13 protein-coding genes and 1 pseudogene are annotated in these 13,669 nt (G+C 40.6%); 6 read left to right on the top strand and 8 right to left on the bottom strand.

All coding sequences use genetic code 11. The annotated features are described in order from the left end of the window. Positions 1–19 precede the first annotated feature (19 nt). Entirely contained in the window at positions 20–1,210 is a 1,191-nt protein-coding gene (locus ACGHEH_RS19795; protein ID WP_390448934.1) for an alpha/beta hydrolase-fold protein, read from the bottom strand. A gap of 164 nt (positions 1,211–1,374) precedes the next feature. Here ACGHEH_RS19795 and ACGHEH_RS19800 point away from each other — a divergent pair, with 164 nt between their 5' ends. Further along, positions 1,375–2,109, top strand: coding sequence for a spondin domain-containing protein (locus ACGHEH_RS19800; protein WP_390448936.1), 735 nt, complete (start codon positions 1,375–1,377; stop codon positions 2,107–2,109). 54 nt (positions 2,110–2,163) lie between these two features. Here ACGHEH_RS19800 and ACGHEH_RS19805 read toward each other — a convergent pair whose 3' ends face one another. Beyond that, on the bottom strand, positions 2,164–3,093 hold the full coding sequence (locus ACGHEH_RS19805; protein ID WP_390448938.1) for a LysR family transcriptional regulator: 930 nt from the start codon (positions 3,091–3,093) through the stop codon (positions 2,164–2,166). Positions 3,094–3,224: 131 nt separating this feature from the next. Between ACGHEH_RS19805 and chrA the strand changes: the two genes are divergently transcribed. Further along, positions 3,225–4,379, top strand: a complete 1,155-nt coding sequence (gene chrA, locus ACGHEH_RS19810; RefSeq protein WP_390448940.1) for a chromate efflux transporter — start codon at positions 3,225–3,227, stop codon at positions 4,377–4,379. Positions 4,380–4,414: 35 nt separating this feature from the next. On the opposite strand, the gene ACGHEH_RS19815 is transcribed toward chrA, so the two are convergent. Continuing rightward, entirely contained in the window at positions 4,415–6,031 is a 1,617-nt protein-coding gene (locus ACGHEH_RS19815) for an RNA polymerase sigma factor (RefSeq protein ID WP_390448943.1), read from the bottom strand. Between the two features lie 188 nt (positions 6,032–6,219). Here ACGHEH_RS19815 and ACGHEH_RS19820 point away from each other — a divergent pair, with 188 nt between their 5' ends. Then, positions 6,220–6,804 carry a CIA30 family protein gene (locus ACGHEH_RS19820; protein ID WP_390448946.1) on the top strand — a complete coding sequence of 195 codons (585 nt, stop codon included), beginning with the start codon at positions 6,220–6,222 and terminating at the stop codon, positions 6,802–6,804. A 58-nt stretch (positions 6,805–6,862) separates the two neighbouring features. Beyond that, positions 6,863–8,053, top strand: a complete 1,191-nt coding sequence (locus ACGHEH_RS19825) for an acyltransferase family protein (RefSeq protein ID WP_390448949.1) — start codon at positions 6,863–6,865, stop codon at positions 8,051–8,053. 423 nt (positions 8,054–8,476) lie between these two features. Here the strand turns inward: ACGHEH_RS19825 and sdhD are convergent, their stop codons facing one another. Beyond that, a complete protein-coding gene (gene sdhD, locus ACGHEH_RS19830) occupies positions 8,477–8,809 on the bottom strand; it encodes a succinate dehydrogenase, hydrophobic membrane anchor protein (RefSeq protein WP_390448952.1) in 333 nt (110 codons plus the stop codon). Continuing rightward, on the bottom strand, positions 8,806–9,186 hold the full coding sequence (gene sdhC / locus ACGHEH_RS19835) for a succinate dehydrogenase, cytochrome b556 subunit (protein ID WP_390448955.1): 381 nt from the start codon (positions 9,184–9,186) through the stop codon (positions 8,806–8,808). Before sdhC ends, sdhD begins: the two co-directional genes overlap by 4 nt. Positions 9,187–9,341: 155 nt before the next feature. Between sdhC and ACGHEH_RS19840 the strand changes: the two genes are divergently transcribed. Both ACGHEH_RS19840 and ACGHEH_RS19845 read left to right on the top strand, forming a co-directional pair. Then, the gene (locus tag ACGHEH_RS19840; protein WP_390448958.1) at positions 9,342–9,533 is read left to right on the top strand and encodes a hypothetical protein; all 192 of its coding nucleotides are present in this window, start codon (positions 9,342–9,344) and stop codon (positions 9,531–9,533) included. A 509-nt stretch (positions 9,534–10,042) separates the two neighbouring features. Continuing rightward, positions 10,043–10,981, top strand: a pseudogene (locus tag ACGHEH_RS19845) (serine hydrolase domain-containing protein). A 106-nt stretch (positions 10,982–11,087) separates the two neighbouring features. Here the strand turns inward: ACGHEH_RS19845 and ACGHEH_RS19850 are convergent. The 3 genes from ACGHEH_RS19850 to ACGHEH_RS19860 all read right to left on the bottom strand — a co-directional run bounded on the left by ACGHEH_RS19850 (position 11,088) and on the right by ACGHEH_RS19860 (position 13,641). Next, entirely contained in the window at positions 11,088–11,336 is a 249-nt protein-coding gene (locus ACGHEH_RS19850) for a DUF3297 family protein (protein ID WP_058028947.1), read from the bottom strand. Between the two features lie 84 nt (positions 11,337–11,420). After that, complete coding sequence (locus ACGHEH_RS19855; protein WP_390448961.1) at positions 11,421–12,542, bottom strand: response regulator transcription factor; 1,122 nt, start codon at positions 12,540–12,542, stop codon at positions 11,421–11,423. Between the two features lie 22 nt (positions 12,543–12,564). After that, positions 12,565–13,641, bottom strand: coding sequence for an HD-GYP domain-containing protein (locus ACGHEH_RS19860; protein ID WP_390448964.1), 1,077 nt, complete (start codon positions 13,639–13,641; stop codon positions 12,565–12,567). Between the last annotated feature and the right edge of the window lie 28 nt (positions 13,642–13,669).

Here is a 13,669-nt window from a genome sequence, read left to right on the forward strand (position 1 = left end):
TCAAGCAAACTGACCTATATTATAAGTTTGCCTTTAATAGCCTAGCTTCAAGCTCGGCTATATGATGATTGATCTGACCCCGACTACCTATGGCCAATTTGGGTTGGCTTAAGGCTCTTTCGTATACACTTATGGCTTTTTTATAATTTTGTTGTTTTGCATAAATAGAAGCCAAGCCTATATACGCTGACAATGTGCTGGGTTCACGCTTTAGAATTAATTCGAACAATGACACTGAAAGCTGCTGTTTATCTTCAAATAAAGCGCCATAGGCTAACGCTTCGAGCTGACTTTCAAGGTGCTGTTTAACCCCATACTTACCCTTTACTAGTTTTTGATGTGCCAAAATCTTCTTCTCACCTTGTGCGGTGTTTGCAAGCGTAAGTGCAAAGTCAGAGAATATTGATTTCAAACCAAAATACATGCCTTGATTAACCACACTATTATGGTTTTCTCCTAAAAAGCGCTTAGCTGAAAACTTAAACCCATCGATAGACCGATTATTTAAATATAACTTCACTTGCTCATAAGGGTCTTCCATCAGTGGTCCCTCTTCTCCCACAGCAAAGAAAATCGATTTATCGCTTAATTTATTTAAAGGTATCGACTTTAAATGTCCCAGCCAAGCTTGATGATCCCACCAAAGGCTTGGACTAATCGCAATAAAAGCGTCAAATAGATCTGGTTGTTTAACTAAGCTATAAACCGCAAATAAGCCACCGAAAGAGTGACCTGCAAATACATCATAACCTGAAACCCGATAGTGCTTCTGAACATAAGGTTTAACTTCATCAGCAATAAAGTCTAAAAACGCCTCAGCGCCGCCGGGATCTTGATTTAGCAGCATTGCACCATCGATCGGGAGCACCTCAAAACTATCTTCGCGATAAGTGGGGGTAAGGTTATGAGTGCGGTTTTGATTACTTTCAATACCGATGATAATTAACTCAGGTATTAGACCCTGCGATGATAAAAACTCAACAGAAGCGATTGTATGTTGGAGATTTGCTCGACCATCAGTCATAAATAAAACAGGATACTTTTGTTGAGACTCTGCATATTGTTTGGGTAAATGAAGATGTAATCGTCTCTTTTCTCCTAAAACCGAAGACTGCAGTTCAATAATATGCGTACTAGCTTGATTACTTTCGCCAAAACCACCACATCCGAACAAACAAAAAACCAGCAAAACCAAACAAATATGTCTCACTTTTAACTCCCTTAAATTACCACAATATTTTTAACGAATTTAATCAGTTATAACGCTATGCATCAAGTTAAGTACGCTTAATTCGAACAAAATTAAAACAGTTTTGAAATAAATATTTATAGTCTCAGGTCTTGTAAAAAAATGACATGAACCCAAGTTTAACTATGAACAAACTCATTCAACTTTCGACTGTTTTAAGCTTTACCCTTTTAACTGCGTGTGGTGGTAGTTCAAGTTCTAATTCTACATCTGAAACAACAACGAGAACACCACCAGCAAGCACAGCTCCAGCTGATACAGTGACTTACGAGCTCACTTTTACGCAAGAGTGGACAGCGGCTAACTTTACCACCAACTACCCTAGTGGTACTCACTTCTCTCCTCTTATAGGGCTTACCCATAATTCAGAAGGGGGAATCTTCAAGCGTGATGAGGTAGCGTCGCCAGGTATTGTTTTAATGGCTGAAACGGGTGGCAAAAGTACATTGAAAAATGAAATCAGTGACATACAAAATGCAGGTCATTCTAATTATCTAATTGATGAGTCAGGGATCTCAAATGGCAGCCACAGTGTGACGTTTACCTTTGAAGCCAGCCAAGACTTCCCGCTTTTAAGTGTGGTTTCGATGATAGCACCGAGCCCTGATTGGTTTGTGGCTATTAACAGCTTATCTTTATTTAATGACAATACATGGGTTGAGAGCCAAACCATTGAATTAAAAGTTTATGATGCGGGCAGTGATAGCGGTCTGCGCTTTAACTCTGGTAACCTAGCTACAGTTCCTTCCGAACCAATTACTTTACTGTCAAGCGAACGTGACGACACAGACTTTGCTGAAGGTATACATTATCAAACTAGTAAACATATTGGTTACGTCGAAATTAAGTTAATGCAGTAACTTTTTCTGAGAGCTGTTTCACTTGTTGTCGGCTTAAACCTCAGGCTTAAGCCGTTATACCAATACTTTATTTAACACACTACGTAACCAACGGCTTTTGTCATCTTGAGTTTTCACTTCAGGCCAGATCATCGCAATATCAAAATCAGCAACTGCAATCGGCGGCTCTAACATCGAGAGCCCCCCTTGCTCGGTAGCCAAATCTGCCATTTTCTTCGGCACAATCGCCATCAAGGCGCGCCCTTTAAGCAAGGTTTGAATGGTTAAAAAATTGCGACTTGCCACCGTGACTTGCCTTGATAAACCATGCTCTGCGAGAGTTTTATCAATTTGAGTTGCCAGCTTACCGTCGGGGCTCACTAAAGCATGCTCTACTTTTGCAAATGACTGCAAACTTAATTGGCCATCGGCTGAGAAAATAGATGAATCTAAAGCCGATAAATCAGCCAAACACACATGCTGTTCAGTGTATAGATGCTGACTGCTAAACCCATCGGCTAAAAGCGGCATACTACCAATAATGATGTCGAGCTTTTCTTGCTCAGAGGTTTGCTCATAGTTATTGCGATTCACATTTATCAAGCTGATCTGAGCATGAGGAGCTTGCCCTCGAATAGCATCATAAATCGCTGGCGCAAATATCAATTCGGCGTAATCGGTTAACCCTATTCGACACACACCTTGATAATGGCAGGGAGAAAAAGGCTCACTTTGCAAAATCTGCCCTGAAACTGTGTCGAGCAACACGCTGATTTTAGGCGCTATCTGATGAGCACGTTCGGTGGGACACATTTGATGTCCCTTTCTTTCAAATAATGCATCACCTAAAAGTTGCCTTAATCGAGCAAGACTATGACTCATTGCCGATTGGCTCACACAGGCATGCTCTGCGGCAATACTCACGCTACGATGGCGATACAGATACGAAAATGCCACCAGCAGATTTAAATCAATATGTCGCCACTGCAATTCTTCTTTACCCATTTGTTTCTCTAGCTCACTCTAGCCCTATAAATCCTGAATTATTCATAGTTAGCATAAATACTATTAATTTGAATCATGCTAAGTGAATTTTTACACTATGGGCATATTTATAACAACCTCGCGTTTTGCGTATGCTTTCTATTTTTAAAACTTTTTTCTACCTTGGCTGGATAAGCTTTGGCGGGCCAGCCGCTCACATCGGCTATTTTCGAAAAACCTTTGTCGAGAAGATGAAGTGGCTTAATGATAATGAATATGCACAAATCGTTGCGCTTAGCCAGTTTTTACCGGGTCCGGGCTCTAGCCAAGTCGGCTTTGCACTGGGCTATAAACGCGGCGGCCTGTTAGGAGCCTGTGCGGCATTTTTAGGTTTTACCCTGCCATCTATTCTGATCATGATAGGCTTAGCCCTACTTTCAAGCCAAGTCATGGATACCAGTGCTTTTCAAAATGTGGTGCATGGCTTAAAGCTACTGGCCGTGGTAGTGGTTGCCGATGCCACTTGGGGTATGTATAAAAACTTCTGTAAAAACACGCTATCGGTAAGCTTGTGCTTGCTCACGGCAATCGCGCTATTGGTCATACCAAGCATCATGATACAAATCGCCGTATTAGTTTTTGCTGCTATTGTCGGCACACTGTTTTTACAATCAGAAAAAAGCCACTCAAATGGCTCAAATTCAAGCCCTTTCAAGCCGAATCTCGTCCCGCTGATTTTGTTTATCGGTTTATTGCTAGGGTTACCATTTGCTGCGCACATCTCGCCAGAGTTAGGCTTATTTAATGATTTTTATCAGGCGGGCAGCTTGGTATTTGGCGGCGGCCATGTGGTGCTACCGCTACTGCAAAATATCGTCGGAGATCAACTCAGCCAAGATGCATTTTTAACCGGCTATGCGGCTGCACAAGCAGTGCCTGGGCCTATGTTCACCTTCGCAACTTACATTGGCTATGAGCTACTACCTAGCAACCCAATTGCAGGCGCGCTCATTGCCACAGCGGCGGTGTTCCTTCCGGGCTTTTTATTATTATTAGCGGTATTAAAGAACTGGCAACAGCTGGCGCAAAAACCGAAGGTTGCGGGCGCCTTAACCGGTGTTAACGCTGCTGTCGTTGGTCTACTTGCTGCGGCGCTATATCAACCTGTATTTATTAGTGCAGTTCTACAGCCGCTTGATATTGCCTTAGTATTAGTGGGTTTTTACTTAATGAAACAGCTTAAACTGCCTATTATCTGGATGGTTGTTTTCTTTATGTTGACGGGCTTTGCAACTGGCCTTGTTTGAGGATAAGCTGAAAAATAACTTAAAAAACGCGCTGATCATTTCAGCGCGTTTTTTCTCATTCTGGCTCTGACTTTATTCGAATGCCATGCCGCTGGGACAATCACAAATACCGCAATGAGTCCAAGCACCCAAGGATAATACTGGTTAATGAAAGATAAATTCGTCAATTGCGCAGCGAGTTCGTTATTTGCTTGCTCAGCATACGCAATTGCGCCAATGGCACCGTTTACGGCAACTGCAAAACCACCACTCACAGCCCCTTGCCATGCCAATGAAGACAAAGAAGAAAATGCCTGATAGCCAATGGCTGAGGCGCCAAATGCCAAACCACCTATAGCCACCGTGCCTGTTGCTAATAATCCAATGCCTACAGCCCCCACACTTAAAATACCGAAAGAAATAATACCAACACTAATAGGTGCGACGGCCACGCCTCCCCATGCAAATAGCAACCCATATGCTTTACTCCCACCAGCTATCCAACCAACGGCAGGGTTGTCGGTTTGCTCAGGCATTGCAAATTGCATATGGATCAGGGGCACACCGAACAGACGAATGGGACTAATATACTCCCTTTGCTTGGCATTGGGTTTATCTTGCTCTGCGCTAAAGGCATCAGTGTTAAAAAGCCGCTCTTGCGCCCTTAAATGCTTCATTGCATTAAATGCGTATTTCACTAGCCAAAAATAAGCCGCAACAAACATAAATACGCTAAGATGCGCGACCAAGGTAATTTCATCGACATAATTTTGCTGTGCAGAAGCGAGTGGCTTTAGTAGTAGCAAAACCCCAACAAATAGCGCGGCTATGAACATAAATAAAAATACGCTTTTCTTCACTAAGCTTTTTTCTCGCTCAGTGCGAGATTGATCAAGACTGGCTCTCAAACCAAAATATGCACTCACAAACCCAGATGCTGAACCTAGCACAGCCATGATGCTGGCAAAGTTAAACCCTGTGCCTGCTTTAAAAGCACCGAAACCTGCTGCAACTTTAGCCGGTGGAGCAATGTCGCTGATTGCAGACATGACCGCAGAAGTAAAGGCCAGACCTGGTTTTGAATGTTTAAGCGATACTTCAACAAGATCAGTAACCACCTCTTTCATCATCTTCCGACCTCGCGACAAGCGCTGCTTTACAGTGTCGAGGGATAAATCCAGTTCGCTGGCGACACGCTCAACGGATTGCTGCTCTCGGTAAAATAAAATCAGCGGTGCACGATAGATATCGTCAAGCTGCTCAAGCACTTGCCACATCAACGCTTGTTGCTGCGCTGAAATTGCGTTGGCCTCAAGTTCGGCGTTTTCAGCGCCAATATGCTCCGCGCTTTCTAGCTGCTCCCTGTATTTTTCTGCATTTGAAGCCTGCTTACGATAATGGTGACTTATCTTAAATTTAAGAATGCCACACAACCAAGCCTTGAGTTTATTTGGGTCGTGCAATGTATCGAGCTTTCTCCACGCCTCAACAAATGCATCTTGCGCTAAGTCTTCACTGTATTTGATATCGCCCACGGCAGAATAGGCCAATGAACAAAGTAGTGTTTGGTAGCGCGATACTATTTCGCAAAAAGCACTTTTATTGCCGCCAAGCGCGCGCATCACCAAAGCCGCATCATCAAGTGTTTTATGTTGTTTTGCTGTATTGAACATGCCTCAAGCCTGTTTTTATCTTCTTTGTTTTATAAGTGCCTGCTCTACACAAAAGGTGACAACAAAAATTTAAAAATTTTTTGTGATTTATTTTGTCACCTTTTCAAATCGACCGGCACTTATTGATTAAACCAAGCAAAAACGCCGCAGGCTTTTTGCAATCGATAATCAACATAGAGCACACTAACATGACATTAAAACACTTTATAGAAGTCGTAAAACTTACCCTACTAATTACCTTTTCACATGCCACCTGGGCGGGAGAGTCGCAAACGCTGGTTGATGATTTTAATTCAGCCTCGCAAAACAATATGGGCTTTGAAAGGCTCTTTATTGACGACACCAGTGCCGGCGGTAAGACCAAAACCCATATAAGCGTCAACAATGGCCTACTTTCAGCCAAGGGCGATATCGTGCCGCCTCGAGGTCAGCCGGGTTGGGCAAGTTCGGTATTGCCACTGAACGAATTTGGCAAACAGCTCGATGCCAGCCAATATCAGGGCATTGTGCTCAAAGTTAAAATCAACCAAGGCATGTTGTCGGTGTCAGCCAATAGCAGTGCGATTGATAACTTCGATTATCATGCACTTCCAATCATGATCAAAGCGGATGGACAATTTCATACCGTCAAATTGCCTTTCAAAGACATGAAACGCGCATGGTCGGCACAAACACCACTAGACCCTAAAACCCTCAATAGCTTAAGTATTGTGGCGTTTAGCCTGCAACAAGCCAAATTCGATTATCAAATTGATGAAATTGGCTTTTATTAATAATGCAATTAATAAGGCCTGAATGCAGGCCTCTCCCTTCACTTTGAGAGACATAACAATGACGACCACAACCCGATTGCACTATTTAGACGCAGTTCGTGCGTACGCTTTATTACTGGGCATTGTCTATCATGCCAGTCTATCGTTTTTACCTATCTTCATCGGCTGGGCAGTGATGGATATTTCAACCAGTGACTGGGTGTCGGTGTTTGTGTTTATTAGTCACGCGTTTCGTCTAGAGGTTTTCTTTTTAATTGCCGGCTTTTTCTCTTGTATGACACTACAAAAAGTCGGTATAAAAGGGTTTTTAACATCACGATTTACACGAATTGTGCTGCCGTTTTTACTAGGCTGGATATTGCTTAGACCACTGCTGGTGTCAGGCTGGATAATGGGTGCTGAAAGTATGCAAGGTGAAGCGAATATAATCGCGGCTTTAGTGACAAGCTTTAGCGATTTTAAGGGCTTATCGATGAGTTTATTTGTCGGCACACATTTGTGGTTCTTGTACTACCTCACTCTGGCTACTTTTCTGACATTATTACTCTACTTGCTCCATACCAAGCTTTCTCAATTAGCACCTAAGTTCTCTGACTCAATGCAATTTATTGTTAATACACTTACCAGTAAAAGCTCGTACTTACTTGTTGTTTCTCTGACTGCTGTTTGCCTTTGGTATATGCAACACTGGGGGGTCGATACCCCAGATAAAAGCCTAACACCACAATGGCCCGTGCTATGTATATATAGCGGTTTCTTTTTGTTTGGCTGGGTATTATTTAATCACCAAAATACACTTGCAGATTTTGCGAAGCTGAGCGCTTTTAAAGTAGGTGTTTGGTTGTGCAGCTGTATCGCCGCAGTCATGCTCTCTGGTTATCAAATGCAATATATGCACGAGTATTATCTACAAATCAAAGTCGCCTTTATAATGAGTTATGCAGTAATGATGTGGACATCATGCATGCTATTTATTGGTTTATTCAAAAAGCTGGCAAACAAACCTAATGCATTCACACAAAAACTTGCTGACACCTCTTATGGGCTTTACTTAGTGCATTTACCTTTGGTTGTTTGGCTACAAGTGGCTGTCGCTGAATTAACCATGCCATTGATACTCAAGTTATTCATTATTTGTACCTCGACAGTCGCAATATCACTATTGATCATTGAAAGTATTAAGTTTCTCAAAAATATATTTATAAATAATTCTAAAAGTGAACCAGAAAAAGGCATGCGCTATCAATAAAAATTGATTTTAAGCTTTTATTTTAAACAACAAACCAATAAAATTGAATGATAACTATTTGCAATTGGTATGTAATGATATGCTCAGAGAACTGCTCACAAGGAAGTGCCCTTGTTGTAATAAATCATTGGGTATGTCGCAAAGGCTTCCATTATTAAACCGAGAACCTTTAACCTGTGTTTATTGTGCCAAACCACTTAAACCAAAGTTAAGCGTAATGTTATTTAACATATTTTGGTTATGCATGAGTGTATCTTGGATTATAAAAACACATACTGAATTGAACTATTTTTGGGCGTGCTCTGTCTCTTTATTATTTGCAAGTACAGTATTACCAGCTTTAGATCTGCTCTTCCCGTTAGAAGAAGAGCAGTATTGAGTTTATTTAACTGAGCACAGGATAAATAAACAACTCTGGTCGAATTAACCCCAGAGTGTTGCGAGAATAATGATAACCGAGGCTACACTTGCAGTCATACATATCATATTAAACAGTTTATTGAGCGGTTTTTGTTTTACATAATCTCCTGCAATTTGCCAACCCGCAAGTACACTGTTAAAAGCGAAAAATACAACACACAAAGAGGTAATCACTTTAAACCATGTACTTTGAAACAAGTTAGAAACTGCGGTAAAACTACTAAAATCTACAGTAAATAATAAACAAATTAACAATAAGCTATACGCAACAATACATGCATTGCTCAAACGTTGAAAAATCCACTGGTTTGAACCTGACTTAAGTATATTCATCATAACCAGGTCCACCATATAGCCAATAAGCTAAGCAAAATCCCAACTGCGATTGCTACCAATGAAATCACCTTGCCGCTTTTTAGTTCTTCGCAGTATCCAAAATCTTGAATAATATGCTTTACAGTTCCCGCACAGTAATAGCCTAGTGCTGTCAAAAACCCCCAAACCACAAATTTTGCAATAAAATAACTCTCTAACACTGAGCTTACTTCATCAAAGTTAGTTTCAGACTTTAATGCGAAGTAACTAATAACAATAGCTACTATCATCGCAACCCAGACAATCACCCCGCTTACTCTATGTAAAATAGATGCATACGCTGTAGCAGGTAAAGCAATCGTATTTATGGCCAGATTCATTGGCCTTTCTTTTTTCATATTTATGTACCAATAGACAAACGAACAAAACAAATGCTAACGCAAACCATTTTTATTTACAATTTTTGATTGAACATTTAATTTTTTACAAAAAGTAAACTCTACGACTGTATAATTCGTAATCAATCATGAGAAATAGTTAAGGTAGGTTAGTTATGCAAGCAAATGAATTAAAGCGCGGTGAATGGGTGGAATATAACAATCATCCAGTAGAAGTTGTTGCCATTGATGCTCATAAGCAACAAGCAACGGTATGGGATGAGCAAACTTCAACACATCAAACACTGAGTATTTCAGAGTTGAATGCCGACCCACAATGCCACTGCGACTCACACCAATATTACTAATTTCCAAAAAGTCAGCATAGACATAGCGTATGCTTTGCTGACTGCTTTTTTATTCAACTTAGTTACCTAAATACTGTTAAAATTGACTAAACTAAATAATGTTTAGAGATGTTCTGAAAGGATTTTGTCATGAAATTATATCTCACTGCCGCATCATTGTTTTATTATCTATATCAACCATTACGCACGCATCTAAGCCATCTAAACAACTATTAATTGACGCTCAATCTGATGCCAATGCATTGCAATTGATGGTTGGCTTTCTACCTCTTATTGATAAACGCGTCAATTTGCCTGGCTCTAATTTTTTCAGTTTTCCAAAACTACGCTGGTCGGTTTGCCATATGCATGAACTGCTACCAACCGCCAGCATAGCACGTATCCCTCACGCCTACACGCCGCTAAATTACGCCTTATTACCTGGCATTGATGAACTGACATTTAAGCCAAGCAACAGTAATAAGCGAATGACTTGGCAACAAAGTTTGGCAGCTAATTACACTGATGGCATGCTCATTTTGCATAAAGGTAAAGTTGTATATGAGCGCTATAAGGGCTGTTTAGATGAGCACACAAATCATGCAGCTATGTCGATGACCAAATCTTTAACCGGCCTAGCCGCTGAAATTCTTATCGCTCAAGGCAAACTAAACGACAAAGCTCTCGTCAAAAACATTATCCCAGAGCTAACAAATTCTGCTTTTGGTGATGCCACAGTAAGACAAGTCATGGATATGACCACTGCCCTCCAATATAGCGAGCATTATGCAGATCCTAACGCCGATATTTGACAGTACAGTTATGCGGCAAACCCACTGCCTAAACCTAAAGAGTACACAGGCCCTGTTGGTTATTTAGAGTATTTACAAACCGTTCAAAAGCAAGGTCAGCATGGTGCATATTTTGGCTATAAAACTGTAAACTCAGACGTGCTAGGTTGGATTATTTCTAGAGTGACGAACAAAAAGTTCGACGAGTTAGCCAGTGAACTCGTATGGTCAAAAATTGGCACAGAATACAATGCTGATATCACTGTTGATGGCTTAGGCACGCCTTTCGCCGGTGGAGGGCTGAGTGCAACCTTAAGAGATTTAGCTCGCCTTGGGCTTGCCGTTGCAAACCAAGGAAAAATTGACGGCGTACAAGTTGTTCCTGTAAAAGCGATAGCGAGTATTCAAACGGGTGATGATAAAAACGCTTTTTCAAAAGCAGGCTTTAGCTCAATGCCCGTCGGAAATTATCGCAGTATGTGGTGGCATTTTCACAATAAGAATGGCGCATTCGCTGCACGTGGTGTGCACGGACAAACAATTTATATAGACCCAACAGCCGAGATGGTCATTGTTCGCTTAGCATCACACCCTGTTGCTACAAATGGTGTGATTGATCCAACATCGTTGCCTGCCTATCAAGCAGTGGCTGACTTTTTAATGAATCAGTCTAAATAAAATTGAAGTTTCAAGTTGAGAGGGAATTTGGCTTATTTTAGCAAAGTCACTTATAAAATAGCCATATAAATCAAAGGAGTAAGCAAACGCTTACTCCTCAAAGTGATTAGCGGAAGAATACTTCTACTTCACCTTTTGATTTGATCAGCATTGGCTGACCGAAGCGGTCTAGCGCCTTAGGTGCAGCTGTTTTGATCCAGCCTTCGCTGATGCAATACTCTTCAACGTCGTTACGCTCTTTACCTTTAAAACGCACACCAATATCGTGCTGTAAAATCTCTTCATTGTAGAACTTGCTACGAGGATTAATTGAAAGGTGATCTGGAATTGCTGGTAAATCTGTCTTATCAGTCATAATCTTTTCTTAAATACAGTGTAAAAACTGGGCGTATTGTAGGTAATTGCTAACAAGCTCTCAACCAACTTTATCACTTAATAATTAATCTTCTACTAAAGTGTCTAATTTATAGAAAAAATCACCAAATACGGCTGACATATCTTCTGTATGTTCATTAACTTCCAATACCCGCTCTCTAGACTTACTAAGCAAGGAAAGTAGTTCAGCTTCTTGTTGCTGACTCAAACCAAAACCTAAACTCGCTTCTTCGATCTCAAACAATAGGTCTTCAATTAGATCTTGAATCGATTGCGTATAGGCCTTGTGAGTTTGTTCAATATTAGACAAGTCTTTTTGGGCAATTTCGCTCAGCTCTTTGATCCCTTTATTTCTTTGCTGCATCATTTTGATATTGGTTTCTAAAGAGGACAATCTTGCATCTGCCCCTCTTACGATTAAGGCTAAAATGTCATTAAAGCGACCATACTTTTCAGAATCATCGCAGGGCATATTTTTAACTAACAACGAACACCGCTCACTATTAAAAAAACTTCTTTTATCTATATTAATTACTGTTTTAGAACTTCTTGCTCGAGTTAACAATTCATTTTCTAGCGGGTTAACTAACTCTGAACTGCTGTAATTTTTAAAACTATTCAATATCCCTATTTGAGTTGATACCTCTAAACCTAATTGCTTGGATGAACTAATGACTTCATTGGCTAACGCCGTCATTGTTTTGCACTGATAGCTTTTTTCTATAAATTCAAGCGCAACGCCCAACTCACTACAGCTGGTAATCGCCGTCAGTGTCACTTCTTCTGCATTTTGACAACTCTCTTTTAATGAAGCTATTTCATCTTTTAGACTCATTAATCTATCTATACGAAACTTTAACTCATCTGCATCAAAAGGTTTGGTAATGTAATCATCTCCACCAGCGCGAAACCCTTGTAAGATATCTTCAGTAGAACTTTTGGCAGAAACAAACAACACTGGCGTGCGACAATTAAGCTGATTTCGTAGCTGTTCACACACCTCATAACCATTTACTTCTGGCATAACCACATCCAGCAAAATGGCGTCGTACTCTCCTTGAGACAACAATTCAAGCCCTTGCTTACCTCCTAAAGCTGGAGTGATATCATAGTGCTGGCCGAGCATTGAGCTCACAATGTCATGGTTTACATCATCGTCATCAATTACAAGCACTTTACTTTGCATGCCTAGCTCCTAAGCCTTATCATTAATCTCGATACTTTTCAGAAATAGCAAAAAATTCGTTTTCAATTTCAAGAAATAAATCAATAAGCAAAGGATCGAATTGCTTGCCTTTGCCCTCTTTGATAATTTCAACAGCTTGCTCATGAGACATTGCTTGTTTATAAACTCGTTTAGAAATAAGTGCATCATAAACATCAGCAATAGCCATTAACCGAGCACATACAGGGATCTTCTCGCCGCTAATTCCCTTAGGATAGCCGCTGCCATCCCATTTTTCATGGTGGTATAAAGCAATCTCTTTCGCAACTTCTAGAAAATCATGTGCTCTGCCAGCTTTTTGCTCGGCCTGATTTATGGCGCTATATCCTAGCACTGCATGACTTTTCATTACTTCAAACTCATTCTCAGTCAACTTACCTGGTTTAAGTAAAATGCTATCTGGTATGCCAACTTTGCCAATATCATGTAAAGGTGCTGACTTATAAAAAATATTGATCCGCTCTTTTGTGAGCACTTTTTTATATTTAGGAAGCTTTGCTAACTCCTCAGCTAATCGCTTTACGTACAATTGCGTACGCTTAATATGAAAGCCAGTTTCTTCATCTCTCGTCTCAGCTAAACTCGCCATTGCTTGAATGGTCACGTCTTGTAGCTCAGACATTTGCGCAGCGCGCTTTTGAACTTCTTCTTCTAAGTATAAATTTTTACTCTTTAAGAAGTCTTTTGAGCGCTTATTTAGAAGATGCGTTTTTAGCCTTGCCATCAAAATTGGAGGGCTGATTGGCTTTGAAATATAATCAGATGCACCTAGAGAGAAGCCTTTTTTTTCATCCTCCACAGAAGACTTGGCAGTGAGAAAAATTACAGGTATGTCTTTGCTTTTGGGGTTTCGTTTTAACTCCGTGATAACTTCATAACCATCCATTTCAGGCATTACAACATCTAAGAGAATAATATCTACTTCATTGCGCTCTAAAATGGCCAGTGCTACAGAACCACTTTTAGCTGCTAACACCCTGTATTCATCACCAATAACTTCACTAATAAAAGATAAATTTTCGCTGACGTCATCAACTACCAGAACTGTTGCATTCTCCATAAATTAAGTACTGTTTATTTTTTAAACA

The sequence above is a fragment of the Pseudoalteromonas sp. MTN2-4 genome (genome assembly GCF_042848605.1).
In the GTDB taxonomy this organism is placed as follows: Bacteria; Pseudomonadota; Gammaproteobacteria; order Enterobacterales; family Alteromonadaceae; genus Pseudoalteromonas.